The following is a 26622-nucleotide window of genomic DNA, read 5'->3' on the forward strand; positions in this document are numbered from 1 at the left end:
GCCTGGGCCAGGACGGACGGCGCCGCCGCTGCGCCGAGCAGGCCTGCCGCGAGGGCAAGGGTGGCGCGGCGCTGCGAAGGCCGGAAGAAAGGACGCTGGAATCTCGAAGTTGTCATCATTCAAACTGCAATCAAAGGTTGCTAGCGTGGGCTAGGAGTCGTGGGCTGGTTCACCAGCTGGTAGCCAGGGATGCTGGTGCGCAGGGCTTCCAGCGGGTTGGAACCGAGGCGGGTCAACCCGTTCAGTTCCAGTTGGAAATACAGTGAGGTCGTTGCCTTTTCGGTGGCGGTCGGCGTGCGCTGCGCCACCACGCGGAATACCCAGCAATCCGCCTTGTATTCGAAGCCGGCCAGGCCTTCGGCGACCTTCCGGTCCGGCAGCGAGTAGTTTACACGACCTACCCCGTACCAGCGGCGCGCAATGGGCCATTGGGCGGACATGTCGACCTGTTCCAGGTTGTTGAGCACGTCGCGCCGGTATTGCAGGTTGAGCACGCTGCGCGGCGCCGGCGACCAGCGCGTGCCGTAGTTGGCCCGGCTCATCTGGTGCGCGGTCTGGCTGTACTGGATGTTGCCTTCCACGCTCAGGGTGTCGGTCAGCTGGCCGTTGGCCGAAAGCAGCAGGTCGGAGCGGCTGTCGTTGCGCGCGGTGCCCAGCGTCACGCGCTGGTCGGTGAAGTAGAAGCGCTGGCCGATGGCGAAGCGCATGCGTTCCGCGCCGTTTTCCTCGATGTAGCGCGAGATGACGGCAGCGGTGAGCTGGTTGGCATCGCTGATGCGGTCGCTGCCGACGAAGCGGTTTTCGCTGAAGAGCTGGGCGAAGCTCAGGTCGGCTTCGGCGGTGTCGAAGAGCGGGAACGCGCTCTGGTCGCGGTAAGGCGTGTAGACGTAGAACAGACGCGGCTCCAGGGTCTGGGTCATGCGCTGCCCGAAGAAGCTGGCGTTGCGCTCGAATATCAGGCCGCTGTCCAGCGAGAAGGTCGGCAGCACGCGCGACAGGCTGGTCTCGCCGGTGGGCAGGGGGCTGTCGAGCCGGTAGGTGGTGGCGTGCAGCGACACCCGGGGCGTCACGAAATAGCCGGGCTGGATGACCGGGTAGGACAGGCGCGGATTGATGACCAGGCGGTTGGCGCGCAGCAGGTCGGGATGCCAGAAGCGCGTCAGTTCCGAGTCGATGTTCCAGTCGAAGCCGTTCACGTCCTGGCGGCCGGCGTTGATGTTGATCTGCGGCAGGCGGTCGTAGGGCCGCACGATGGGCGCGGCCGGATCCTGCAGCACCTGGTAGTTCGACAGGCGCACTGTGGTGCTCAGCATGGGGCTGGGCACGTAGTTGAAGTTGAAGTCGCGCAGCAGCAGGCGCTGCGACCCGGCGGTGATGGTGCGCGAGAAGTCGCTCGGGTAATCGTCGTCGGACGCGGTGTTGATGTTCCAGTTGTACCAGAGGCCGGGGCCGAGGATGTGCGTGTGCAGCGAGCTCAGCGAGTAGCGCGTGGTGCGGGTCTGCTGGTCGTTCGGCAGCACCTCGACCCTTGTCTGGCCGTTGTAGCTCTCACCCAGGTAGCGCCCTTCCGCCCCGAGCTGCAGGCCGCGCCGCGCGAACAGCTTGGGGTACAGCGTCAGGTCGCGGTTGGGCGCGATGTTGACGTAGTACGGCACGGTGACTTCCACGCCGCCCTTGTTGGTGGTGCCGATCGTCGGCGGCAGGAAGCCGGACTTGCGCGCATCCGACAGCGGAAAGGACAGTGCCGGCGCGCCGAGGATGGGCAGGCCCTTGAAATACACCACCGAGGAGCGGGCGATGCCTTCGTCGCGCCCGGTGTCGAGGTCGAGCTTGCTGGCCTTGAGGTACCAGTCCGGGTCCGGACCCTCGCAGGTGCTGTAGGTGCCATCGGTGACGGTGGCCTGTTCCTGCGAATAGAAGTCGATGCGATCCGCCTTGCCCTGGGCATTGTTGCGCTCCAGGCGGTAGGACGGGTTCAGCACGTAGCCCTGGCCGGCGTCCATGCGCAGCTTGAGTTCGTCGCCGGAATACCGGTCGCCGAAGCGGCGCATGCGCACGTTGCCCTCGGCCTCGACCTCGTCCTCGGGAATGCGGTAGGTCGCCCGGTCGGCATTGACCGTGGTTGCGCCGCGGATGATCTCGACGTCGCGCTCGAGGATGACTTCGCGGTCAGGACGGCCGGTCATCTGCTCGGCGCTGACGTTGGCCGGCGCGTTCTTGTCGTCGGCCACGCCGGGCTGCGGCTGGGCTGGAGGCTGTGGTGCAGGCTGGGGGGATGACTGCGCAAAGGCCGGCGGAAAAGCCGCCGCCACCGCGAGGGCGATGCAGGTCAGCAAGAATTGCGAAGGTGGAAAGGCGGGAAACCGGTTCATGTAAGGCGGGGCTGGCCTGACGCTTTTTTAGGATGAATCCCTTATTATATGGGAACTCCGAACCGGTCCCGGTTCTCCATCCGACTCTTTCAACAACGAATCATCGATCCCTGCTTTACATGTCTTCAACACCTTCCCACGATGCGCGCCTGCTGCAGTTGCAGGAATGGCTTTCCGCCCAGGCCGAACCGGCCCTGAACGTCGCCACCATCCGCCCGGCGTCTTCCGATGCCAGTTTCCGCCGCTACTTCCGCATCGATGGCGCGGACGGCCAGACCTACATCGCCATGGACGCGCCGCCGCCCCAGGAAGACGTGCGGCCCTTCATCCATGTGGCCGAGGTGTTCGGCGCGACCGGCGCCTCGGTGCCGAAGATCCTGGCGCGCGACGTCGAGCGCGGCTACCTGCTGCTGTCCGACCTCGGCAACGCCACCTACCTGAACCGGCTCAGCCCCGACACCGCACACAAGCTCTACCTTGACGCCATCGACGCGCTGGTGCTGATCCAGGCCCAGAGCAAGCCCGGCCTGCTGCCCGAGTACGACCGCGCCCTGCTGCACCGCGAGCTGATGCTGTTCCCGGACTGGTACATCGGCAAGCACTTGGGCGTGACGCTCAGCGACAAGCAGACGGAGTCGCTCAACAAGGTCTTCGACGCCCTGCTGGCCAACAACCTCGCCCAGCCGCAGGTGTACGTGCACCGCGATTATCATTCGCGCAACCTGATGGTGCTCGACCAGGGCAACCCCGGCATCCTCGATTTCCAGGACGCGGTCTACGGCCCGATCACCTACGACCTGGTGTCGCTGCTGCGCGACGCCTACATCCAGTGGGACGAGGAAATGGTGCTGGACTGGGCCATCCGCTACTGGGAACGCGCGCGCCGCGCCGGCCTGCCGGTCAGCCACGACATCGACGGCTTCTACCGCGACTTCGAGTACATGGGCCTGCAGCGCCACATCAAGGTGCTGGGCATCTTCGCCCGCCTCTACCACCGCGACGGCAAGGACGCCTACCTGAAGGACATGCCGCTGGTGATGGAATACACCCGCAAGGCCGCCGGCCGCTACAAGGCGCTGGCGCCGCTGATCGTCCTGCTTGACGAACTCGAGAGCAAGGGCGAGTCGGTCGGCTTCACCTTCTAAACGTGGGTAAAATACCCTATCCCGATGTTGCGGCGGGGCGGCGGAACACATCCTGTATCCTTCGCCCCGCCGTTCGCCACGACATGGCTCCCAACAGGACGTCACCTCCATGAAAGCGATGATTTTCGCCGCGGGCCGCGGCGAGCGCATGCGTCCCCTGACGGACACTTGCCCCAAGCCCCTGCTCACGGTACGCGGCCGGCCGCTGATCGTCTGGCACATCCTCAACCTGGTGCGCGCCGGCATCACCGACATCGTCATCAACCACGCCCACCTCGGCCACCTGATCGAGCAGGAACTCGGCGACGGCTCCCGCTTCGGCGCGACCCTGCGCTATTCGGCCGAGGGCACGGCGCTGGAAACCGCCGGCGGCGTGGCCAAGGCACGCCACCTGCTGGGCGAGGAACCGTTTGTCGCCATCGCCGCCGACATCTTCTGCCCGCACTTCGACTACGAGCAGGTCAAGGACGTGCTGAAGGACGACGACGTCTGGGGCAACCCGCATCCGCACGACAAGCGCGACGTCGCCTGGCTCTTCCTCGTCAAGAATCCGCAGCACAACCAGAAGGGCGACTTCGCGCTCAACAGCTTTTCCATCGCCAACGACGGCGATCCCCGCTATACCTTCTCGGGCATCGGCGTGTACCGCATGGAAATCTTCGATGGAATCCAGGCGGGGCAGTCCGCGCCGATCGCGCCCATCCTGCGCCGCTACGCGGAGCGCGGACAGGTTGGCGGCGAGGTGTTCCGGGGCGACTGGACCGACGTCGGCACGCCGGAACGGCTGGCGCAATTGAACGCATGACGGATCGGAATGAAGCGGGCAACCACGACATCAACGAACAGGACAGAGACATGACTTCCTACGTAGCGCGACGCAATACCCTCCTCAAACAGATGCAGGCCAAGGGCGGCGGCGTGGCCATCATTCCCACCGCGCCCGAAGTGCCGCGCAACCGCGACTCCGATTTCCCCTACCGCCACGACAGCTACTTCTACTACCTGTCCGGCTTCACCGAGCCGGAAGCGGTGATCGTGCTGGTGGCCGGCAAGACCAACCAGGCCATCCTGTTCTGCCGCGAGAAAAACCTCGAGCGTGAAATCTGGGACGGCTACCGCTACGGCCCGGAAGCCGCACGCGAGGCCTTCGGCTTCGATGCCGCCCATCCGATCGCCGCGCTCGACAGCGAGATGCCGAAGCTGCTGGCCGACGCGCCCGCGCTGTTCCATTCCCTTGGCAGCTCTCCGGCGCTCGATGCCCAGTTGCAGACTTGGCTTTCCAGCGTGCGCATGCAGGCGCGCGCCGGCGTGTCCGCCCCGTCCGTGGTGCACGACGTGCACGTGCTGCTCGACGAGATGCGCCTGTTCAAGGACGCGGCCGAGGTCGGCATCATGCAGCGCGCCGCCGCCATCTCCGCGGAAGCGCACCGCCGCGCCATGCGCATGTCGCGCCCGGGCCTGCGCGAGTACCATCTCGAGGCCGAGCTGCTGCACGAATTCCGCCGCCACGGCTCGCAATTCCCCGCCTATACGTCCATCGTTGCCACCGGCGCCAATGCCTGCGTGCTGCACTACCGCGCCGGCGACGCCGAGCTCAAGGACGGCGACCTGGTGCTGATCGACGCCGGCTGCGAACTCGACGGCTATGCCTCCGACATCACCCGCACCTTCCCCGCCAACGGCAAGTTCAGCGCCGCCCAGCAGGAACTCTACGAAATCGTGCTCGCCTCGCAGCAGGCGGCGGTGGAAGCCACCCGTCCCGGCAAGCGCTTCATCGACGGCCACGACGCCGCGGTGCGCGTGCTGGCGCAAGGCATGCTCGACACCGGCCTGCTCGACAAGAACGCGGTCGGCTCGCTCGACGACGTCATCGAGAAAGGCAGCTACCGCCAGTTCTACATGCACCGCACCGGCCACTGGCTGGGCATGGACGTGCATGACGTCGGCGACTACCGGGAAGGCAACGCCGCTCCCGGCCAGGAAAAGCCTTGGCGCACGCTGCAGCCCGGCATGGTGCTGACGATCGAGCCCGGCATCTACGTCCGTCCCGAGCACGGCGTGCCCGAGAAATACTGGAACATCGGCATCCGCATCGAGGACGACGCGGTGGTGACCGCCAACGGCTGCGACCTCATCACGCGCGACGCGCCCAAGACGGTGGCCGAGATCGAAGCCGCGATGAAGCAGTGAACCGATGACGGTGGACATCGACATCGCAATCTGCGGCGCCGGCCCGGTTGGCCAGGCGCTGGCGCTGCTGCTCGTCAGGCGCGGCGTCGATGGCGCGCGGATCTTGCTAATTGATGCCAAGCCGCTCGACAAGGCAGCCGCGGATCCGCGTTCGATCGCCCTCTCCCACGGCAGCCGCCAGGTGCTGGAAGACATCCGCGCCTGGCCAATTGCCTGCGCCGCCATCCATGACATCCACGTTTCGCGGCGTGGCCACTTCGGCCGGACGGTGATCGACCGCAACGACTACGGCGTGCCGGCGCTCGGCTACGTCGCCCGATACGGCGAGCTGGTCGGACGGCTGGACGCCGAGTTGCGCGCGACTTCCGTGGTGTCGTTGCGGCCGGCCACGGTGACCGGCATCACCGAGCGAGACGACGCCGTGGAACTGCGCTTCGCGGACGGCGGCAGCAAGCTCGCCCGCATCCTGGTACAGGCGGAAGGCGGCGTCTATGCCGAGCAGGAGGCCCGCCCCTTGGCGCGCGATTACCGCCAGACCGCGCTGATTGCCCACGTCACCGCAAGCCAGCCGGTGCCGCACCGCGCGTTCGAGCGCTTCACCGAAGAAGGCCCGCTGGCGCTGCTGCCCGAAGGCGACGGCTACGCCATGGTCTGGTGCGCGCGGCCCGACACGGCCCTGCGTCTGCAATCGCTGTCCGATACGGAATTTCTCGCTGCCTTGGGCGACACCTTCGGCACGCGCCTTGGCCGTTTTCTCTCCGCTTCGCCGCGCGCGGCGTTTCCGCTGGGGCTCAACGCCCGCCACGCGGTGGGCGCGCGCACCGTCGCCATCGGCAATGCGGCGCAGACCTTGCATCCCGTGGCGGGGCAAGGGCTCAACCTCGGCTTGCGGGATGCGGTCGTGCTGGCGCGGCTGCTGGCGCAGGACTTGTCTTCCGGTGCGCTGGAACGGTTTGCCGCTCAGCGGCAGCGGGATCGCGGCATGACCATCCGGGTGACGGACGCAATGGCGCGGGTGTTTGCCAGCGCGCCCGATGGGGCGGTGTCGCAGGCCTTGCTGGGGGCGGGGTTGGGGCTGATCGATGTGGTGCGTCCGGCCAAGCGAGTGCTGGCGGAGCAGATGATGTTTGGGGTGAGGTAGGGGGTGGTTGTTGGCGCTGTTTGTCGTTTCCGCGTACCCCTGTCATCCCCGCGCAGGCGGGGATGACAGGGGTAGTCGGTGGTGACAGCCGTGGTCAATGATGACGCGGCCGTCTTCCCCACTACGCCTTCAACGCTCCCAGCACCTCATCCAGCATCTTCTTCGCATCGCCGAACAACATCCGGTTGTTCTCCTTGTAGAACAGCGGATTGTCCACGCCCGCATAGCCGGAGGCCATCGACCGCTTCATCACGATGGAGGTCTTCGCCTTCCACACTTCCAGCACCGGCATGCCGGCGATGGGGCTGGAGGGATCTTCCATCGCCGAGGGGTTCACGATGTCGTTAGCGCCGATCACCATGGCGACGTCGGCATCTGGGAAGTCCTCGTTGATCTCATCCATTTCCATCACAATGTCGTAAGGCACCTTGGCTTCGGCCAGCAGCACGTTCATGTGGCCGGGCATGCGGCCCGCGACGGGGTGAATGGCGAAGCGCACGTTGACGCCCTTTTCGCGCAGCGTCTTGGTGATTTCATACACCGTGTGCTGGGCCTGGGCGACGGCCATGCCGTAGCCGGGAACGATGATCACGTTCTTCGCGTCGCGCAGCAGTTCGGCGGTTTCCTGGGGCGTCACGGAGACCACTTCGCCCACCGGTTCGGCGGCGGCGCCGGCCGCGGCCTTGGGCTTGCCGGAATCCGAGCCGAACCCGCCGGCGATCACGCTGATGAAGTTGCGGTTCATCGCGCGGCACATGATGTAAGACAGGATCGCGCCGCTGGAGCCGACCAGCGCGCCGGTGACGATCAGCAGGTCGTTGGAGAGCATGAAACCGGTCGCGGCCGCGGCCCAGCCGGAATAGCTGTTGAGCATCGACACCACCACCGGCATGTCGGCGCCGCCGATCGCCATCACCATGTGGATGCCGAACAGCAGGGCAATCACCGTCATGATGATGAGCGGCGTCATTCCGGCCTGGATCGTTTCCGCCCGCATGAACTGCACGCCGAAGAAGATCACGATCAGCAGCGCGGCGAGGTTGAGCCAGTGGCGGCCGGGGAGCAGCAGCGGCTTGCCGCCGATGCGGCCGGACAGCTTGCCGAAGGCGATCAGCGAACCGGAGAAAGTGATCGCGCCGATCAGCACGCCGATGTAGATCTCCATTTCGTGGATGGCTTTCTCGGCGCCGTTGAAGCCGGCGGACGATGCCGGGTCGATGTAGCTGGCATAACCGACCAGGGTAGCGGCCAAGCCGACGAGGCTGTGCATGAGCGCGACCAGTTCCGGCATCTGCGTCATCTGCACGGCGCGCGCGGCGTAGAGGCCGATGGCGCCGCCGACGACCATCGCGCCGACGATCCAGGGAATGCCGGCCGAGGTCACGTGCGTGCCGAAAATGGTGGCCAGCACGGCGATTGCCATGCCGATCATGCCGTAGAGGTTGCCTCGCCGGGCGGACTCGGGATGCGCGAGGCCGCCCAGGCTCAGGATGAACAGGATGGTGGCGCCCAGGTAGGCGACGGTGGTGAGACTTTCAGACATGCGCGTCCCCTTCTTATTTACGGAACATCGCCAGCATGCGGCGGGTCACGGCGAATCCGCCGAACATGTTGATGGTGGTGAGCACGATGCCGATCACCGCGAGCCAGCGGATCCAGTCGCCCGGACGCTCGATGCCGCCCGCAATGGGCGGCGCGATCTGCACCAGGGCGCCGATGGCGATGATGCTGGAAATGGCGTTGGTCACGCTCATCAGCGGCGTGTGCAGCGACGGTGTGACGTTCCAGACCACCATGTAGCCGACGAAGCAGGCCAGCACGAAGACCGTGAAGTGCCCGAGGAAGGCGGCGGGCGCGAAGGCGCCGATGACCCAGAACAGGACCGCGGCGACGCCGAACAGGATGGCGGTGCTGGTAGCGGAAGCGGGCGCGCCGCCTCCGCCGTGGCCATGCGCGCTCTTGGCGGGCGGAGCCACGGCCGGCTTGGCGGGAGCCGCGGCCGGCGCGGCGGACAGCTTGGGCGGCGGCGGCGGCCAGGTGATGTTGCCTTCCTTGACCACGGTGGCGCCGCGGATGACCTCGTCGTCGAAGTTGACGTTGATGTTGCCGTCCTTGGTCTTGCAGAGTTCCTCCAGCAGGCGCAGCAGGTTGGTGGCGTAGAGCGTGCTGGACTGCTTGGACAGGCGGCTCGGCAGGTCGGCGTAGCCGATGATGGTGACGCCATGCCTGACCACGACCTTGCCGGGTTCGGTCAGCTCGCAGTTGCCGCCCTGCTCCGACGCGAGGTCGACGATCACGCTGCCGGGACGCATGGATTGCACCATCTCGGCAGTAATCAGCTTGGGCGCGGGCTTGCCGGGAATCAGCGCGGTGGTGATGATGATGTCGACTTCGCGGGCCTGCTTGGCGAAGGTATCGCGCTGGGCCTGCTGGAAGCCTTCGCTCATGACCTTGGCGTAGCCGCCCACGCCCGAGCCCTCTTCCTTGTAGTCCACGGCGACGAACTCGCCGCCCATGGACTTGACCTGGTCTGCCACTTCCGGACGGGTATCGTTGGCGCGCACGATCGCGCCCAGGCCGGATGCCGCGCCGATGGCGGCCAGGCCGGCGACGCCCGCGCCGATGACGAAGACCTTCGCAGGCGGCACCTTGCCGGCGGCAGTGATCTGGCCGGTGAAGAAGCGGCCGAAATGATGGGCCGCCTCGATGACGGCGCGGTAGCCGGCAATGTTGGCCATGGAGCTCAGCGCATCCATCTTCTGCGCGCGCGACATGCGCGGCACGCTGTCCATCGCCAGCACCGTGGCGCGCTTGGCCGCGAGTGCCTGCATGAGTTCCGGATTCTGCGCCGGCCAGATGAAGCTCACCAGCGTGCCGCCCTCGCGCATCAGCGCCACTTCTTCCATGCTGGGGCCGCGCACCTTGAAGACGATGTCCGACATGCTCCACAGTTCGGCGGCGCTGCCGACGACCTGGGCGCCGACGGCGCGATAGGTGTCGTCGGCGAAATTGGCTTCGTCGCCCGCGCCCGACTCGACCGCCACGGTGAAACCGAGCTTGATGATCTTTTCGACGACGTCAGGGACGGTTGCAACGCGTTTCTCGCCCGGGAAGGTTTCCCGGGGTATTCCAATCATGAGAGGCATACGCTTACCCTTGCTAAGGAAGATGGTGAAACTGGTCTGGCGAAGCGGGCCGGGCATTCGTCATGGCCGGCCGGGTCTTCATCTGTCGTTTTTCATGCCGGTGATCTGGTTCTTCTCGTCGACGAAGACGATCTTGGGAACGTAGGTTTCGGCATCCGCCTCGCCCATCGGCGCAAAGGTGCAAATGATCAGCAGGTCGCCGAGGTGGGCCTTGCGGGCGGCCGCGCCGTTGAGGGAAATTTCGCCGCTGCCGCGCTTGCCCTTGATGGCATAGGTGGCAAAGCGCTCGCCATTGTTAATGTTGTAGAGCTCGATCTTTTCGAATTCCTTGATGTCGGCCGCGTCCAGCAAATTCTGGTCGATGCCGCAGGAACCTTCGTAGTGAAGGTCCGCCTGTGTCACCGTGACGCGGTGGATCTTGGATCGAAGCATGACGCGTTGCATAGTTTCTCCTGTGCCGGCAGCGGGCGGTGCCGTTTGGGGCGGGGAATGCTGCCATATGATTAATTGTGGTGCTGATCTTACACGGAAAATAAAAAAAAGAACAACCGTTCGATTTTCCGCGCAATGGAGGAAATCCTCCATTTTTCGTTCATTCACTTTTAATCGTGCGCAGAACAAGACCAAAAAAACCGCATCATGCGGCCGTTTTTGCGTTGCAGCGAAAGTGGATCCATGGAATATTGTCCGGCGTCAAGCAGGGGCACGCCGGTTGTTGAACCATGCGGTTTTCAAGCAGTCGCCGAGCGTGACATCATGACGCCTTCTCGCATGTACAATGACGCCCTCGCCGGGGAAACTATGTCTGAAGTCTGGAAACCATCTGTCACCGTAGCCGCCATCATCGAGCGCGCGGGCCGCTTTTTGCTGGTCGAGGAAGAGACCAGCGACGGCATTCGCTTCAACCAGCCCGCCGGGCACCTCGACCCCAACGAATCGCTGATGGACGCGGTCGCTCGCGAGACGCTCGAGGAAGCCGCGCACGATTTCACGCCGACCGCCCTGGTCGGCATGTACATGTCGCGCTACCTGTCCTCGCGCACCAAGCAAGAGGTGACCTACCTGCGCTTCGCCTTCTGCGGTGACCTCGGCATGGAACACAACCGCCCGCTCGACGAAGGCATCCTGCGCACCGTCTGGATGACCCGAGACGAGATGGTGGCCTGCCAGGAAAAGCACCGCAGCCCGCTGGTCCTGCAATGCGTGGACGACTACCTTGCCGGCAAGCGCGCGCCGCTTTCCGTCATCTATACCCATCCCAGCGTCATCGGGGAATTGCATGGCTAGGAAGCGCGTGGTCATCGGCATGTCCGGCGGGGTTGATTCCTCGGTATCCGCCTGGTTGCTGAAGGAACAGGGCTACGAGGTCATTGGCCTGTTCATGAAGAACTGGGAGGACGACGATGACTCGGAGTATTGCTCCACCCGGGAAGACTGGATCGACGCCGCCAGCGTGGCCGACGTGGTCGGCGTGGACATCGAGGCCGTCAATTTCGCCGCCGAATACAAGGACCGGGTGTTCGCGGAATTCCTGCGCGAATACCAGGCGGGCCGCACGCCCAATCCAGACGTGCTGTGCAACGCCGAAATCAAGTTCAAGGCCTTCCTTGACCATGCCATGAAGCTCGGCGCAGACCTGATCGCCACCGGCCACTATGCGCGCGTGCGGCAGGCGCCCTCCGGCCGCTTCGAGCTGCTCAAGGCGCTCGACGCCAGCAAGGACCAAAGCTATTTCCTGCATCGCCTGAACCAGGCGCAGCTGTCCCGCACACTGTTTCCGCTGGGCGAGATCCCGAAAACCGAAGTTCGGCAGATCGCCGAGCGCATCGGCCTGCCGAATGCTAAGAAGAAAGATTCCACCGGCATCTGCTTCATCGGGGAACGGCCGTTCCGCGAGTTCCTGAACCGTTACCTGTCATACAAGCCGGGACCGATGAAGACGCCGGACGGCAAGACCGTGGGTGAACACGTCGGGCTGAGCTTCTATACCCTCGGCCAGCGCAAGGGCATCGGCCTCGGCGGCATCAAGTCCTACCAGAACGCCGACGGCAATGGCGACGCCTGGTATGTTGCCCGCAAAGATGTGGCCGAGAACACGCTCTACGTCGTCCAGGGGCATGACCATCCCTGGCTGCTGTCCCCGGCCCTGGAAGCCGGCCAGATCAGCTGGATCGCCGGCGAACCGCCTCAGGACGGCCCGCTCTCGGCAAAGACGCGTTATCGTCAGGCGGACGTTCCCTGCGTCTACAGGACGGAAGCGGACGGCTTTTCGCTGGCGTTCCCGCAGCCGCAATGGGCGGTTACGCCCGGCCAGTCGGCGGTGCTGTATGACGGCGATGTCTGCCTTGGCGGCGGCATCATCTCCGCTGCCATGGCGCCTGTTGAGGCTTGAGGGGCATCAGTCCGCCGCATTCCCTTCCTTTGCATTTCCCTGAAAACCGCCAGTCCGGCGGTTTTTTTTCGCGCTGGCGCATCGCCCGTAAAAAACCGCTTGCAATCGCTTCTCGAATGCCGAATAATCTGAATACGAACAATTCGCATTTGCAAAAGCGTCCAGGCCTTCCGGCCTGCCGGCGCTCATCGAAGGAAATGGAATGATTGTCTGCGTTTGCCACAATGTTTCCGATCGCAAGATCCGCCAGGCGGTGGAGGAAGGCGTGACCACCATGCCGGAACTGCGCGCCCAGCTTCAGGTAGGTACTTGCTGCGGCAAATGCCATTCCTGTGCCAAGACGGTACTCCGGGAGTGCCTGGAAGACCGGGCGCTGGAACCACAATCGGTGGCTTCGCCCGTCTTCCATGCGGTTTCTCGCGCGGGCGCCCTCGCCGCCTGATCCTGCTGTCTTCGCTTTCCCTGGGCCCCGTTCTACATGGGGCCCATGCTATCTCGACCGGCCGGCCAAAGATTGATCCAGGCCGCTGAACTCGCGGTCATGTGCCCTGTCTCTTGCTTGCGGTCCCGTAAGCAATACATCAACAAATCCCGGATAATCGTCTTCCCCTATCGGGACCATATAAATTACCAATTTTACAGTCCGATAGCCGGCATCTATCATAATCACACACGCAATAACTTTTTCCCTTCAACCCGTTACTACAACGAGAGGCAAACATGTCCCTGATTAACACCGAAATCCTGCCGTTCAAAGCCCAGGCATTCCATAACGGCAAGTTCGTCGAAGTCACCGAAGCCGATCTGAAGGGCAAGTGGTCCGTCGTCGTGTTCTACCCGGCCGACTTCACCTTCGTCTGCCCGACCGAACTGGGCGACCTGGCCGACAACTACGACACCTTCAAGTCCATGGGCGTCGAAGTGTACAGCGTCTCGACCGACACGCACTTCACCCACAAGGCATGGCATGACACTTCCGACACGATCAAGAAGATCCGCTATCCGATGATCGCCGATCCGACCGGCGCGATCACCCGCAACTTCGACGTCATGATCGAGGAAGAGGGCCTGGCACTGCGCGGCACCTTCGTGATCAATCCGGAAGGCCAGATCAAGCTGTGCGAAATCCACGACAACGGCATCGGCCGCGACGCCAAGGAACTGCTGCGCAAGGTGCAGGCAGCCCAGTACGTCGCTTCCCACCCGGGCGAAGTCTGCCCCGCCAAGTGGACCCCGGGCGATGAGACCCTGGCCCCGTCGCTGGACCTCGTCGGCAAGATCTAAGCAAGATGCAGTAGCAAGCCGCCGCGCCATCGCCGGCGCGGCGCGCGAACCCCGGGGCGATTCCCGCCCCGCAGTCCCACTCCCAGATCGCGAACACCGGTCCGGCAGGTCGATCCTGATCCGGAAGTGGCATTGCTCACCCCGAGAATGACCGTATCACCTTAGTCGTACAAACTTGAAAGCGAGACCGACATGCTAGACGCCAATCTCAAGAATCAACTGAAAGCCTACCTGGAGCGGGTCACCCAGCCGATCGAGATCGTCGCCTCGGTGAACGACAGCGACAAGTCGCGCGAGATGCTGTCGCTGCTGCAGGACATCGCGAGCCTGTCCTCCAAGGTCAGCGTGCGCGAGTCGCGCGACGACAATGAGCGCAAGCCTTCCTTTTCCCTGAACCGCACCGGCAGCAACATGGGCGTGCGCTTCGCGGGCCTGCCGATGGGCCACGAATTCACCTCGCTCGTGCTTGCGCTGCTGCAGGTCGGCGGCCATCCGCCCAAGGCGGAGCAGGACGTGCTCGACCAGATCCGCAACCTGGAAGGCGAGTTTCTGTTCGAGACCTACATCTCGCTGTCCTGCCAGAACTGCCCGGACGTGGTGCAGGCGCTGAACCTGATGGCGGTGATCAACCCGAATGTCCGCCACGTGATGATCGACGGCGCGCTGTTCCAGGATGAAGTCAGCGAGCGCCAGATCATGGCGGTGCCGACGGTGTTCCTGAACGGCCAGACCTTCGGCCAGGGCCGCATGAGCCTGGAGGAAATCCTGGCAAAGCTCGATACCGGCAGCGCGGAACGCGAAGCCGCGAAGCTTGCGCAGAAGGACGTGTTCGACCTGCTGGTGGTGGGCGGCGGTCCGGCCGGCGCGGCGGCCGCCATCTATTCGGCGCGAAAGGGCATCCGCACCGGCGTGGTATCGGAGCGTTTCGGCGGCCAGGTGCTGGATACCATGGGCATCGAGAACTTCATTTCCGTGAAGGAAACCGAGGGTCCGAAACTTGCGGCCGCGCTCGAGCAGCACGTGAAGGAATACGAGGTCGACATCATGAACCTGCAGCGCGCCGCGGCGCTGGTGCCGGGTAATGATCAGGTGGAAATCAAGCTGGAAAACGGCGCGAGCCTGAAGGCGAAGACCGTGGTCATCGCTACCGGCGCGCGCTGGCGCCAGATGAACGTCCCGGGCGAGGACGAATACCGCAACCGCGGCGTGGCCTACTGCCCGCACTGCGACGGCCCGCTGTTCAAGGGCAAGCGCGTGGCGGTGATCGGCGGCGGCAACTCGGGCGTGGAAGCGGCGATCGACCTGGCCGGCATCGTGGCCCATGTCACGCTGATCGAGTGGGACACCAAGCTGCGCGCCGACGCGGTCCTGCAGCGCAAGCTGCACAGCCTGCCGAACGTGACGGTGATCATGAATGCCCAGACCACCGAAGTGACCGGCGATGGCAACAAGGTCAATGGCATCCGCTACAACGACCGCGCGACGGGCGCGCCGCACCACATCGAGCTCGAAGGCATCTTCGTGCAGATCGGCCTGCTGCCCAACACCGACTGGCTCAAGGGCACGGTGGAATTGTCGCCGCGCGGCGAGATTGAGGTCGATGCGTATGGCCGCACCTCGGTACCCGGCGTGTTTGCCGCGGGCGACGTCACGACCGTGCCCTACAAGCAGATCGTGATCGCCATGGGCGAAGGCTCGAAGGCCGCGCTGTCCGCCTTCGATCACCTGATCCGCATCACCGCGCCGGCAGAAGAGAAAGTGGCCATCGCCGCCTGATCCCCAGCCTCGCAGGAAAAAAACGCCGGCAATATGCCGGCGTTTTTTTATGGCCGTGCGCGGGACCGTGCCTGGAAGCAAGCCGACGATGCAAATGATTCGTGCTAACGAAATGCATGGGACGCCACCCGGAGCGATGGCAAAAACACCATCCTGCGCTATCATGAATTCCACGCTAGATACTCGTCCCGCCGCGGGGCGGATCACACCACCATTACCACCGAGGAATGCATGAAAGGCGACCCGAACATCATTCGTCTGCTCAACGCCCAGTTGACCAATGAGCTCACCGCGATCAACCAGTACTTTCTCCATGCGCGCATGTACAAGCACTGGGGGCTCAACAAGCTGGGCAAGAAGGAGTATGACGAATCCATCGGCGAGATGAAGCATGCCGACAAGCTCATCGACCGCATCCTGATGCTCGATGGCCTGCCCAACCTTCAGGCGCTGCACAAGCTGATGATCGGCGAGGACACGCCGGAGATGCTGGAATGCGATCTGAAGCTGGAACTCGCCGCGCAGCAGACCATCAAGGACGGCATCGCGGCCTGCGAACAGGCGGGCGACTACGTGTCGCGCGAGCTTCTCGTTTACATCCTCGACGATACCGAGGAACACATCGAATGGCTCGAGACCCAGCGCGACCTGATCAACAAGATAGGGCTGCAGAATTACATGCAATCGCAGATGGACGAATAACGTCTGCCGCATGAGGCCGGCAACCGCCGGCAAATGAAAAGGGCAGCCTGAACGGCTGCCCTTTTTCTGACCGCGCCAGGCGCGAATGACTACTGTGGAATCGTATCCTTGAAGGACTGGCGCTCCGACAGCTTGTCGAAGAGCTTGGCGAGATTCGGATGGTCGCCGCGCCAGTCGATCTCGGGAAAGCGGAACGACAGCCAGCCCAGTGCACATGCGACGGAAATATCGGCCAGCGTGTAGTGGTTGCCGCTGCAATAGGCGGTGTCCTTCAGGCCGGCGGACATGGCCTTGAGGCCGGCGCTCACCTTGTCGAGCTGGCGCTTGATCCACTCCGGGCTTTGCTGCGATTCGGGACGCTGGGTGCGTTCGATGCGGACGAGGATGGCGGCGTCGAGCACGCCATCGGCAAGCGCTTCCCAGCACTTGATCTCGGCACGTTCGCGGCCATTGGCGGGGATGAGTTTGCCGACCGGCGTAAGCGTGTCGAGGTATTCAACGATCACCCGCGAATCGAACATCGCGCCGCCGTCTTCCATGATGAGGCAAGGCACCTTGCCGAGCGGATTGGACTGCTGGATTTTCGTGTCCGGCGACCAGACGTTCTCGAGGACGAGCTCGTAATCGAGTTTCTTTTCCGCCATCACGACTCTGACTTTGCGGACGTAAGGACTGGCAAGGGAACCGATGAGTTTCATAGAAGGCCACGGGGTGAAGTGAAACCGATTATAACATTGCGGGTTGCCACTTTTGCCAAGCTGTGGCCGCCGCGCCTCGTCCGGCGGGGCCGAAATGCGCCGATGGTAAAATGCCGGATTGCGCCGCCGGGCCGGCCGCACGGCCATTCCGGCAGTCCGTCATCCTTCCATCATCACGAACGCACCATCATGTCGCTTTCCTCCCTTTCCGCCTTGTCGCCGCTCGACGGCCGCTATGCCGCCAAGACCGACAAGCTCCGTCCCCTGCTGTCCGAAGCCGGCTTCATGCACCATCGCGTGAAGGTTGAAATCGCCTGGCTGCAGGCCTTGTCGCAAGCCGGCTTCGACGAGATCAAGCCCTTCTCCTCCGAGGCGAATGCCCTGCTCGACAAGCTTGCCGCCGGATTCGGCGAGGCCGATGCGCAGCGCATCAAGGACATCGAGGCGGTCACGAACCACGACGTGAAGGCGGTCGAGTACTGGCTGAAGGAGAAGGTCAAGGACGTGCCGGAACTGGTTGCCGCCTCGGAATTCATCCATTTCGCCTGCACCTCGGAAGACATCAACAACACCTCGCACGGCATGATGCTGAAGGCCTCGCGCGACGAGGTGCTGCTGCCCGCGCTGCGCGGCGTGATCGCCAAGCTCACCGAGATCGCGCACGCCAACGCCGCCCTGCCGATGCTGTCGCGCACCCACGGCCAGCCCGCCAGCCCGACCACGCTCGGCAAGGAAATCGCCAACGTCGTGGCCCGCCTCAAGCGCGCGGAGCAGCGCATCGCCGGCGTGGAAATCCTGGGCAAGATGAACGGCGCGGTCGGCAACTACAATGCCCACCTCTCGGCCTATCCCGAATTCGACTGGGAAGGCTTCTCGAAGAACGTGATCGAGCAGCGTCTCGGCCTGACGTTCAATCCCTACACCATCCAGATCGAGCCGCACGACTACATGGCCGAGCTGTTCGACGCGATCGCCCGCGCCAACACCATCCTGCTCGACCTGAACCGCGACATCTGGGGCTACATCTCGCTGGGATATTTCAAGCAGCGCACCAAGGCGGGCGAGATCGGTTCGTCCACCATGCCGCACAAGGTCAACCCGATCGACTTCGAGAATTCCGAGGGCAACCTCGGCCTGGCCAATGCGGTGCTCAAGCACCTGTCGGAAAAGCTGCCGGTCTCGCGCTGGCAGCGCGACCTCACCGACTCCACCGTGCTGCGCAACATCGGCGTGGCCTTCGGCTACGCGGTGCTGGCGTATGACAGCTGCTTGCGCGGCCTGAACAAGCTGGAAGTCAATCCGCAGCGCCTCGCGGAAGACCTGGACGCCACCTGGGAAGTGCTGGCCGAGCCGGTGCAGACGGTGATGCGCCGCTTCGGCATCGAGAACCCCTACGAGCAACTGAAGGAACTGACACGCGGCAAGGGTATCTCGAAGGAAGCGCTGCGCGACTTCGTGCAGGGCCTGAACATTCCGCAGCAGGCGAAGGATCAATTGCTCGCCATGACCCCGGCGAACTACATCGGCCGCGCCGCGGAGCTTGCCGGCCGCATCTAGCTTTCCTGCAAGCGGACCGGTTCCGGCTGCCAGGCGCGATCCTTCGCGCCATGCCAGCCGGAATTTTTTTGTGCTATATTAGTTCGCACTCGAACTAATTAACAAAAAGCAACATGAAGTACACCAAGACTGCGGTGTCCCTGCACTGGCTGATCGCGCTGCTGATCGTGGCCGCATTCGGCCTGGGACTGACCATGGTGGACATTCCCGGCATCACGCCCACCAAGCTGAAGTATTTTTCCTGGCACAAGTGGCTGGGCGTGACGGTGCTCGGCCTGGCCTGCGCCCGGTTGTTCTGGCGCCTGGGCCACAAGGCGCCGGCCTACCCGCCGGGCATGCCGGCCTGGCAGCGGCAGGCGGCGCATGGCCTGCACGGACTGCTGTACCTGCATATCTTTGCCGTTCCCGTGTCGGGATACGTCTACAGCCTCGCCGCCGGGGTGCCGGTTGTCTACCTCGGCATCCTGCCCCTGCCTGTGTTCATCAACCCCAATCCCGAACTCAAGCCCGCGCTCAAGCAACTGCACTACGTGCTCAACATGACGATGCTCGCCGCCGTGGCGCTGCACGTCCTCGCCGCCCTCAAGCACCAATTCGTCGATCGTGATGGCGTCCTGCGCCGCATGATGCCCTGAACCCCGTAAGGAGAATTCCATGCGTTTCACCCTGACGCCATCCCTGCGCCATGCCGCCGCCATCGGGCTTGCCGCCGCCATGGCGACCGTTGCCGCCTCGGCGCTGGCCGCCGCCCTCAAGACCGACGCCGCCAAAAGCGCGGTCTCGGCCACGTTCAAACAGCTCAACGTGCCGGTCGAAGCGAAGTTCAAGAAGTTCAATGCGCAGATCGATTTCGATGCCGCCAGGCCGGATGCCGCGAAGGCGAGCGTCGAGATCGACGTGCCGAGCTTCGATCTCGGCGATCCGGAATACAACAAGGAAGTGCAGAAGAAGGAGTGGTTCAACGGCACGCAATTCCCCAAGGCCAGCTTCGTCTCGTCTTCCATCAAGCCTGCCGCCGGCGGCAGGCTTGACGTGGCCGGCAAGCTCACCATCAAGGGCAAGAGCGCCGACGTGGCCTTTCCGCTGACGGTGAAGAAGGAAGGGAATGCCCAGGTCTTCGAAGGCACCTTGCCGATCAAGCGCCTCGCCTTCAACATCGGCGAGGGCGAATGGAAGGACACCAGCATGGTTGCCGACGAGGTGCTGATCAAGTTCCGCGTCGTCACCGCGCAGTGAGCGCAGCCTGAGGCCGCGCCGCCGATTTTCCGTTTCACCGATATTCACCAGAAAACCAGGAGTCACCATGCAGTTCAAGCAGATCCTCGCCACCCTCATCGCCGCCGGCGCCATGTCCGCCGCCGCATCGGGTTTCGCGCAGACCTACAACATCGAACCCAACCATACCTACCCCAGCTTCGAAGCCGACCACATGGGCATCTCGGTCTGGCGCGGCAAGTTCACCAAGACCAGCGGCACCATCAACCTCGACCGCGCGGCCAAGACCGGCAGCGCCGACATCGTCATCGACGCCAACTCGATCGATTTCGGCCATGCCAAGATGAGCGAGCACGCCAAGTCCAAGGACATGTTCAACGCCGCGCAATACCCGACCATCACCTACAAGGGCAAGTCGGTCAAGTTCGACGGCGACAAGCCGGTGTCCATGGATGGCGACCTGACCATGCTGGGCGTGACCAAGCCGGTCACCCTGGCGATCAACAAGTTCAAGTGCATCCCGCATCCGATGCTCAAGCGCGAAGTGTGCGGCGCCGATGCGACCGCCGAATTCAAGCGCACCGATTTCGGCCTGAACTACGGCACGCCGATGTTCGCGCCGGAAGTGAAGCTGGCGATCCAGGTCGAAGCCCTGAAGGCGGACTGAGTGGCCGGACCCGCCGATTTCGATCGTCCCGATTGAACCTGCCGAGCCGGCCCAGCAATGGCCGGCTTTTTCATTTGCCCCATTGCCGATGACCACCATCAACAAGCGCTACATGCGCAGCATCCGCCTCCTGGCCGAGTGCTATCACGCCTTCAGCCAGGTCTCGGATGCCCACGTCCGCACCCTCGGCTTGACGCCGCCGCAGTTCGACATCATCGCCACCCTCGGCAATACCGAGGGCATGTCCGGCAAGGACCTGGGCGAAAAGACCCTCATGACCAAGGGCACCCTGACCGGCGTGCTGGACCGGCTCGAAGCGCGCGGCCTGCTCACCCGGAGCATGAACCCGGACGACCGCCGCTGCATGATCGTGCAGCTCACGGTTTCCGGACAGGATCTGTTCGACCGGATCTTCGCGCCTCATGTAGAATTTTGCAGGCAGCCGCTGGCGGGTTACACGGAAGAGGATTTCCTGGCGCTCGAACGGGAACTGGCGAAACTCAAGCGCCATCTCGACTCGGCTGGCATCGAGGGCACCTAGCAGAATGCCGGCGGCGCAACGCCGCGACACACAACCACAAGGAGCGAGTATGAGACAGTTGCTGGCCATCGCCTCAATGGCGGCCATGATCGCAGTTCCGTTTTCCGTCCAGGCCCAGGCGCAATCGCCGTTCGCCAAGCCCGAGGATGCGGTGAAGTACCGGCAGTCGGCGTTTTCCATCCTGGGCACGCATACCGGCCGCGTGGGCGCGGTGGTCAAGGGCGACAAGCCCTACGACAAGGCAGCGGTCGAGGCCGACGTCGCGGTGATGGAAACGATGTCGAAGCTGCCGTGGTCCGCCTTCCCGGCCGGCTCCGACCTGCCGAATTCCAAGGCAAAGCCGGAAATCTGGAAGGAGCAGGACAAGTTCAAGGCGGCCGCGGAAAAGATGCAGGGCGAGGTGTCCAAGCTGTCCACCGCCGCCAAGTCGGGCGACCTGAACGCCATCAAGACCGCCTTCGGCGCCGTGGGACAGAGCTGCAAGGCTTGCCACGATAACTATCGCAATAAATGATGTTGGAAATGGGACCCCCGCCTTCGCGGGGGTGACAGCGGCGGATGCGCTGGCGCATCCGGACAAGGCTGACTTCCTCTGCCCCATCTCTGTCACTCCCGCGAAGGCGGAAATCCCATTTCAGCCAACCCGCCAACCGCCCCTCAGGACTTCGCCTCCGCCTTCGCGCCGTAGCGTTTGTTCCACTCCTTGATCAGCCGGTCACGGTTCTTCGCCGCCCAGTTGAAGTCGTTCTTCTTCATCAGCAGGCTTTCGTAATTGTCGGGAATCCCTTCCATCTTCTTCGCCTGTCCAGGATAGGCGACGATGGTGAAGAAGTTGCCGTGGATGGCGTTGGCTTCCTTGCTCGCCATCCAGTCGACCAGCTTCCTGGCCGCGTCCGGGTTCTTCGCCTTCTTCATGATGCCATTGGCTTCGATGTCCCAGCCCAGGCCTTCGGAAGGAAAGACGGCCGCCACCGGCTTGCCGCTGCGGATTTCCAGGCCCGCGCGGAAATCGAAGGAAATCCCGATCGGCACTTCTCCCGTGCCGGCCAGCTTGCAGGGCTTGGAACCGGAGTGGGTGTAGTAGGCGACATTCTCGTGCAGGGCGTCCATGAACTTCCACGCTTCCTTTTCACCCCACATCTGCACCCAGGCGCTGACGTCGAGGTAACCGGTGCCGCTCGAGCCGGGATGCGGCATCACGATCTTGCCCTTGTAGACCGGATTGGCGAGGTCCTTCCAGCTCGACGGCTTGGGCAGGTTCAGCTTGGCGGCTTCCGCGGTGTTGAAGCAGATGGTGGCGCCATAGACGTCGTTGCCGACCCAGGCCGGCGGCCGGGCGCTGTCGGCATAGGCGGGATTCAGCTGGGAAAAACCCTTCGGTTCGTAGGCCATGAGCATGCCGTCCTGCGCCAGCAGCGCCAGCGTGCTCGCGGCGAGACCGACCACCACGTCCGCCTTCGGATTGGCGGCTTCCGCCAGAAGGCGGCTGGTGATGACGCCGGTGGATTCGCGTTCCCAGCGTGTTTCGATGTCGGGATGCGCCTTTTCGAAGGCGGCGCGGTAGAACTTGATGGTCTCCGGTTCGAGGGCGGTGTAGACGGTGAGGACAGTTTGCTGGGCGTGCGCGCCCTGGCAGGCCAGGGCGGCGGATGCGAGCGCCGCGGCGAGGCAGGCCGCGGTCAGGGAAGGTTGGCGTGACACGGTATTCTCCAGGAAGTAGTTCCGGGAGAAGTTACCTTTCGTCGAAAATGCGAACGACGATTATTAATTAAGTTTAAGTTTGTACCCGGTCACGTGGCGCCTAGTGCGTGACCAGCAGGTACACCAGTCCGCCGCATACGGCCAGCAGCGCCAGGGCCAGCAAGCGCGTGGCCGCCGAATCGGCCGCCGGCGGCGCATCGACCGTTGCCGGCGCATCGCCGGTGATCATCGGCTTGACCAGGTTTTCACGCTTTTTCAGGAAGTAATAGGCGATCGTCGCCACATGGAGGGCGACGAGGAAGTAGATCAGCGTGGCGCCCACGTCCTTGTGCAGGCCGGTGATGCGGTCGGACACTTCCTTGCTGATGTATTTCACCAGCGGTCCGTCATAGGCGATGTCGTCGTTCGAGAACAGGCCGCCGACGGCTTGCGCGAGGAGCACGCCGATCATGGTCAGGATGGATAGGCCGCCCAGCGGGTTATGCCCGAGCGCCTTGTCCCTGAGCGCGGCCTTGCCGTTTCGGATGTAGCCGGCGATGGTCGACGGACCGTGGATGAAGCTGGAAAAGCGCGCGTAGCGGCTGCCCACCACGCCCCACAGGATGCGGAACAGCAGCAGCGCGAGAATCGCGTAGCCGCAGCGGAAATGCCATGCCATCGCGTTGCCGCCGATCTTCTGCGTCACCACGGCGGCCAGGACCAGGAGGGCAAGCGCCCAGTGGAACAGGCGGACCGGCAAGTCCCAGACACGTATGGTTTTCATCCACTCCGACCTTTCAAGGAAATCATCGCTTGTCATTCCCGCATGGGCGGGCATGCCATTTTTCACGGCCAAAAAAAACCGGCTCGCAAGCCGGTTTTTAACATATTTTCGAAACGCGTTCAGACTACCGCGCCATCGGCCGCGTCCTTTTCCTTGACCGGCTTCACCAGGTCTTCGCGCTTCACGCCGAGCCACATCGCCACCGCCGCCGCCACGAACACCGAGGAATAGATGCCGAAGCAGATACCGATGGTCAGCGCCAGGGCGAAGTTGTGCAGCGTGGGACCGCCGAGCAGCAGCATGGACAGCACCATCATCTGGGTGCAGCCGTGGGTGATGATGGTGCGGGAAATCGTGCTGGTGATGGCGTTGTCGATGACTTCGGTGACCGAAGCCTTGCGCAGCTTGCGGAAGTTCTCGCGGATCCGGTCGAAGATGACCACGGACTCGTTGACCGAGTAACCCAGCACCGCCAGCACCGCCGCCAGCACCGAGAGGGAAAATTCCCACTGGAAGAAGGCGAAGAAGCCGAGGATGATCACCACGTCGTGCAGGTTGGCGATGATGGCGGCGACCGCGAACTTCCATTCGAAGCGTACCGCGAGGTAGATCATCACGCCCAGCACCACCATGCCCAGCGCCATCAGGCCGTCGTGCGCGAGTTCCTCGCCGACCTGCGGGCCGACGAATTCCACGCGCTGCAGCTTGACGTCCGGCGCCTGGGCCTTCAGCGTGCCCATGACCTGCTCGCTGAGCTGGGCGGAGGTTTTGTTCTTCTGACTCGGCAGGCGGATCATCACGTCCTGCGCGGTGCCGAAGCTCTGCACCTGCACGTCGGAGAAGCCGAGGCTTTCCACCGACTTGCGCACGCCTTCGATGTTCGCCGCCGAGGGATACTGCACTTCCATCACGGTGCCGCCGGTGAATTCGATGGAGAGATGCAGGCCTTTGTGGAAGAGGAAGAACACCGCCGCCAGGAAGGTGATCAACGAAATGACGTTGAACACCAGCGCGTTGCGCATGAACGGGATGTCTCTCTTGATGCGGAAGAATTCCATGTCGTTTCCTTTCAATCAGCTCAGGCTTGGCCCGGCTTCCAGATCTGGCCGATGGAGACCGAGGCCAGTTTCTTCTTGCGTCCGTACCAGAGGTTGACCACGCCGCGCGACACGAAGACGGCGGAGAAGATCGAGGTCAGGATGCCCAGCGTGTGGACCACGGCAAAGCCGCGGATCGGGCCGGAGCCGAAGATAAGCAGCGCGAGGCCGACGATCAGGGTGGTGACGTTGGAGTCGAGAATCGTCGCCCAGGCTCGCTCGAAGCCGGCGGAAATGGCCGCCTGCGGCGTATTACCGTTGCGCAGTTCCTCGCGGATGCGCTCGTTGATCAGCACGTTGGCGTCGATCGCCATGCCCAGCGCCAGTGCGATTGCGGCGATGCCGGGCAAGCTGAGCGTGGCCTGCAGCAGCGACAGCAGGGCAACCAGCAGCAGCAGGTTGACCGCCAGCGCCAGCACGCTGAAGAAGCCGAAAAGCATGTAGTAGGCCATCATGAAGAGCGCGATCGCGCCGAAGCCGTAGAGCGTGGAGTTGAAGCCCTTCTGGATGTTGTCGGCGCCGAGCTGCGGGCCGATGGTGCGTTCCTCGACGATTTCCATCGGCGCGGCCAGCGAGCCGGCGCGCAGCAGCAGCGCGAGGTCGGTCGCGGCCTCGGAGGTGCCCATGCCGGTGATCTGGAAGCGGGAGCCGAGTTCGTCGCGGATGGTGGCCACGGTCAGCACCTCGCCCTTGCCCTTCTCGAACAACACGATGGCCATCAGCTTGCCGATGCGCTCGCGGGTGGCGTCGCGCATCTTGCGGCCGCCGTCGCCGTTGAGGTCGATCGAGACGGAGGGCTGCTGGTTCTGGTCGAAGCTGGCGGTGGCGCTGGAGATGTAGTCGCCGGTGATGATCGGGTCCTTGTAGAGCACGACCGGGGCGCCCTTGCCGACCTTGAACAGTTCCGAGCCGAAGGGGATGGTGGCGCTTTCCTCGGTGCCGCGCGCCACGGTCTCGTCGACCAGGCGCACTTCCAGGGTGGCGGTGCGGCCGATGATGTCCTTGGCGCGGGACACGTCCTGCACGCCGGGCAGCTGCACGACGATGCGGTCCGCGCCCTGGCGCTGGATGACCGGCTCCGCCACGCCGAGCTCGTTGACGCGCTTGGACAGGGTGGTGATGTTCTGCGCCACCGCGTCTTCGAGGGTCTGCTTCAGGGCCGTCGGCTTCATGGAAGCGACCAGCTTCGGCTCGCTGACGTCATCGACGTCGGCCAGGTTGATCTCGGCCAGCGTGGACGCCAGGACTTCCTTGCCCTTGGCGCGGGTCTCGGCGTCGCGGAAGCGCACCTCGATGTTGTCGCCGTTGCGCGAGATGCCGGCATGGCGGACGTTCTTGTCGCGCAGCAGGGTGCGCACGCTGTTCTGCAAGCCCTGCATGCGCTTGTTGAGCACCGCTTTCGTATCCACCTGCATCAGGAAGTGCACGCCGCCGCGCAGGTCCAGGCCGAGGTACATCGGCAGGGCATGCAGGTCCTGCAGCCACTTCGGCGTGTTGGACAGGAGGTTGAAGGCGACGATGTAGGTCGGGTCGGCCGGGTCGGCGTTGAGTTCCTTTTCCAGCAGCGCCTTGGCGGTGAACTGGGTATCGGTGTTGCCGAAACGCGCACGAACCGAACCGTGGGTGCCGCCGTCGAACACGATGCCGTTGGATTGGATGCCGCCCTTCTGCAAGGCCTGGGCCACGCGGTCGACCATGTCGGGACCGACCTTGACCGTCGCCTTGGCGCTGCTGACCTGCACGGCCGGGGCCTCGCCGAAGAAGTTGGGCACCGTGTACAGCGCGCCGAAGACCAGCGCGATGGCGATGATGATGTATTTCCAGAGAGGATAGCGATTCATGGTGTTCTGGCGTGGTTGATGCGGGGCGGGAAACTGGCCCGGGCGCGCCGGGCGCGCCCGCCATGGCGCCTGCTTACAGCGACTTCAGCGTGCCCTTGGGCAGGAGCGTGGAGATGGCTCCCTTCTGCACGACGACTTCGGTGCCGTTGGCCACTTCCAGGGTGACGTAGGCGTCCGCGACCTTGCTGACCTTGCCGAGCATGCCGCCGGCGGTGACGACTTCGTCGCCCTTGGCCAGCGCCTCCATCATGCTCTTTTGCTCTTTCTGGCGCTTCATCTGGGGACGGATCATCAGGAAGTAGAGCACCACGAACATCAGGATGATGGGCAGGAAGCTCATCAGGGGATTGTCTGTGCCCCCTGCGGCGGTTTGCGCGAACGCATTGGAAATGAA

The 26622-nt window shown here is 63.8% G+C and carries 26 protein-coding genes; 16 read left to right on the forward strand and 10 right to left on the reverse strand.

What is annotated here, in order from left to right:
- Positions 1 to 140: 140 nt before the first annotated feature.
- Positions 141 to 2372 (reverse strand): LPS-assembly protein LptD, encoded by a 2232-nt coding sequence (locus G3574_RS09960; protein ID WP_163962582.1) that lies wholly within the window; start codon positions 2370 to 2372, stop codon positions 141 to 143.
- 119 nt (positions 2373 to 2491) lie between these two features.
- Here G3574_RS09960 and G3574_RS09965 point away from each other — a divergent pair, with 119 nt between their 5' ends.
- From G3574_RS09965 to G3574_RS09980, 4 genes are all read left to right on the forward strand, one after another.
- The gene (locus G3574_RS09965; RefSeq protein ID WP_163962584.1) at positions 2492 to 3517 is read left to right on the forward strand and encodes an aminoglycoside phosphotransferase family protein; all 1026 of its coding nucleotides are present in this window, start codon (positions 2492 to 2494) and stop codon (positions 3515 to 3517) included.
- A 109-nt stretch (positions 3518 to 3626) separates the two neighbouring features.
- Positions 3627 to 4322, forward strand: a complete 696-nt coding sequence (gene murU / locus G3574_RS09970; RefSeq protein WP_163962586.1) for an N-acetylmuramate alpha-1-phosphate uridylyltransferase MurU — start codon at positions 3627 to 3629, stop codon at positions 4320 to 4322.
- A 50-nt stretch (positions 4323 to 4372) separates the two neighbouring features.
- The gene (pepP, locus tag G3574_RS09975) at positions 4373 to 5707 is read left to right on the forward strand and encodes a Xaa-Pro aminopeptidase (RefSeq protein ID WP_163962589.1); all 1335 of its coding nucleotides are present in this window, start codon (positions 4373 to 4375) and stop codon (positions 5705 to 5707) included.
- A 4-nt stretch (positions 5708 to 5711) separates the two neighbouring features.
- Positions 5712 to 6848 carry an FAD-dependent monooxygenase gene (locus G3574_RS09980; protein WP_163962591.1) on the forward strand — a complete coding sequence of 379 codons (1137 nt, stop codon included), beginning with the start codon at positions 5712 to 5714 and terminating at the stop codon, positions 6846 to 6848.
- A 121-nt stretch (positions 6849 to 6969) separates the two neighbouring features.
- Here the strand turns inward: G3574_RS09980 and pntB are convergent, their stop codons facing one another.
- From pntB to panD, 3 genes are all read right to left on the reverse strand, one after another.
- A complete protein-coding gene (gene pntB / locus G3574_RS09985) occupies positions 6970 to 8391 on the reverse strand; it encodes a Re/Si-specific NAD(P)(+) transhydrogenase subunit beta (protein WP_163962592.1) in 1422 nt (473 codons plus the stop codon).
- Positions 8392 to 8404: 13 nt separating this feature from the next.
- Positions 8405 to 9994, reverse strand: a complete 1590-nt coding sequence (locus G3574_RS09990) for a Re/Si-specific NAD(P)(+) transhydrogenase subunit alpha (protein WP_163962594.1) — start codon at positions 9992 to 9994, stop codon at positions 8405 to 8407.
- Between the two features lie 78 nt (positions 9995 to 10072).
- The gene (panD, locus tag G3574_RS09995) at positions 10073 to 10438 is read right to left on the reverse strand and encodes an aspartate 1-decarboxylase (RefSeq protein WP_163962596.1); all 366 of its coding nucleotides are present in this window, start codon (positions 10436 to 10438) and stop codon (positions 10073 to 10075) included.
- Positions 10439 to 10795: 357 nt separating this feature from the next.
- On the opposite strand from panD, the gene G3574_RS10000 reads away from it, so the two are divergent.
- The 6 genes from G3574_RS10000 (at position 10796) to bfr (ending at position 16148) form a co-directional block, all read left to right on the forward strand.
- Positions 10796 to 11281, forward strand: a complete 486-nt coding sequence (locus G3574_RS10000) for an NUDIX hydrolase (protein ID WP_163962795.1) — start codon at positions 10796 to 10798, stop codon at positions 11279 to 11281.
- A complete protein-coding gene (gene mnmA / locus G3574_RS10005; protein WP_163962598.1) occupies positions 11274 to 12386 on the forward strand; it encodes a tRNA 2-thiouridine(34) synthase MnmA in 1113 nt (370 codons plus the stop codon). Before G3574_RS10000 ends, mnmA begins: the two co-directional genes overlap by 8 nt.
- Before the next feature lie 202 nt (positions 12387 to 12588).
- Positions 12589 to 12828: a (2Fe-2S)-binding protein gene (locus G3574_RS10010; RefSeq protein WP_163962600.1), complete on the forward strand. Its 240-nt coding sequence runs from the start codon at positions 12589 to 12591 to the stop codon at positions 12826 to 12828.
- Between the two features lie 278 nt (positions 12829 to 13106).
- Positions 13107 to 13670 (forward strand): alkyl hydroperoxide reductase subunit C, encoded by a 564-nt coding sequence (gene ahpC / locus G3574_RS10015; protein WP_163962602.1) that lies wholly within the window; start codon positions 13107 to 13109, stop codon positions 13668 to 13670.
- A gap of 192 nt (positions 13671 to 13862) precedes the next feature.
- A complete protein-coding gene (gene ahpF, locus G3574_RS10020) occupies positions 13863 to 15446 on the forward strand; it encodes an alkyl hydroperoxide reductase subunit F (protein WP_163962604.1) in 1584 nt (527 codons plus the stop codon).
- Between the two features lie 231 nt (positions 15447 to 15677).
- Positions 15678 to 16148, forward strand: a complete 471-nt coding sequence (gene bfr / locus G3574_RS10025) for a bacterioferritin (RefSeq protein ID WP_163962606.1) — start codon at positions 15678 to 15680, stop codon at positions 16146 to 16148.
- 89 nt (positions 16149 to 16237) lie between these two features.
- Here the strand turns inward: bfr and G3574_RS10030 are convergent, their stop codons facing one another.
- Entirely contained in the window at positions 16238 to 16846 is a 609-nt protein-coding gene (locus tag G3574_RS10030; protein WP_163962608.1) for a glutathione S-transferase N-terminal domain-containing protein, read from the reverse strand.
- 189 nt (positions 16847 to 17035) lie between these two features.
- On the opposite strand from G3574_RS10030, the gene purB reads away from it, so the two are divergent.
- The 6 genes from purB (at position 17036) to G3574_RS10060 (ending at position 21340) form a co-directional block, all read left to right on the forward strand.
- Positions 17036 to 18403, forward strand: coding sequence for an adenylosuccinate lyase (purB, locus tag G3574_RS10035; RefSeq protein ID WP_163962611.1), 1368 nt, complete (start codon positions 17036 to 17038; stop codon positions 18401 to 18403).
- Positions 18404 to 18516: 113 nt separating this feature from the next.
- Entirely contained in the window at positions 18517 to 19038 is a 522-nt protein-coding gene (locus G3574_RS10040; protein ID WP_163962613.1) for a cytochrome b, read from the forward strand.
- A gap of 79 nt (positions 19039 to 19117) precedes the next feature.
- Positions 19118 to 19639: a YceI family protein gene (locus G3574_RS10045; RefSeq protein WP_235953279.1), complete on the forward strand. Its 522-nt coding sequence runs from the start codon at positions 19118 to 19120 to the stop codon at positions 19637 to 19639.
- Between the two features lie 67 nt (positions 19640 to 19706).
- Positions 19707 to 20285, forward strand: a complete 579-nt coding sequence (locus G3574_RS10050) for a YceI family protein (RefSeq protein ID WP_163962616.1) — start codon at positions 19707 to 19709, stop codon at positions 20283 to 20285.
- Between the two features lie 88 nt (positions 20286 to 20373).
- Positions 20374 to 20826 (forward strand): MarR family winged helix-turn-helix transcriptional regulator, encoded by a 453-nt coding sequence (locus tag G3574_RS10055; protein WP_205609728.1) that lies wholly within the window; start codon positions 20374 to 20376, stop codon positions 20824 to 20826.
- Between the two features lie 49 nt (positions 20827 to 20875).
- A complete protein-coding gene (locus tag G3574_RS10060; RefSeq protein ID WP_163962619.1) occupies positions 20876 to 21340 on the forward strand; it encodes a c-type cytochrome in 465 nt (154 codons plus the stop codon).
- Between the two features lie 143 nt (positions 21341 to 21483).
- Here G3574_RS10060 and G3574_RS10065 read toward each other — a convergent pair whose 3' ends face one another.
- From G3574_RS10065 to yajC, 5 genes are all read right to left on the reverse strand, one after another.
- Positions 21484 to 22527: a putative 2-aminoethylphosphonate ABC transporter substrate-binding protein gene (locus G3574_RS10065; protein WP_163962621.1), complete on the reverse strand. Its 1044-nt coding sequence runs from the start codon at positions 22525 to 22527 to the stop codon at positions 21484 to 21486.
- Between the two features lie 100 nt (positions 22528 to 22627).
- Positions 22628 to 23290: a cytochrome b/b6 domain-containing protein gene (locus G3574_RS10070; RefSeq protein ID WP_163962623.1), complete on the reverse strand. Its 663-nt coding sequence runs from the start codon at positions 23288 to 23290 to the stop codon at positions 22628 to 22630.
- Between the two features lie 119 nt (positions 23291 to 23409).
- Positions 23410 to 24348, reverse strand: coding sequence for a protein translocase subunit SecF (secF, locus tag G3574_RS10075; protein ID WP_163962625.1), 939 nt, complete (start codon positions 24346 to 24348; stop codon positions 23410 to 23412).
- 20 nt (positions 24349 to 24368) lie between these two features.
- Positions 24369 to 26228 (reverse strand): protein translocase subunit SecD, encoded by a 1860-nt coding sequence (gene secD / locus G3574_RS10080; protein ID WP_163962627.1) that lies wholly within the window; start codon positions 26226 to 26228, stop codon positions 24369 to 24371.
- 73 nt (positions 26229 to 26301) lie between these two features.
- Positions 26302 to 26568 carry a preprotein translocase subunit YajC gene (yajC, locus tag G3574_RS10085; protein WP_235953284.1) on the reverse strand — a complete coding sequence of 89 codons (267 nt, stop codon included), beginning with the start codon at positions 26566 to 26568 and terminating at the stop codon, positions 26302 to 26304.
- Positions 26569 to 26622 lie beyond the last annotated feature (54 nt).

The sequence above is a fragment of the Noviherbaspirillum galbum genome, assembly GCF_010974945.1.
GTDB classification, from domain to species: domain Bacteria; phylum Pseudomonadota; class Gammaproteobacteria; order Burkholderiales; family Burkholderiaceae_D; genus Noviherbaspirillum; species Noviherbaspirillum galbum.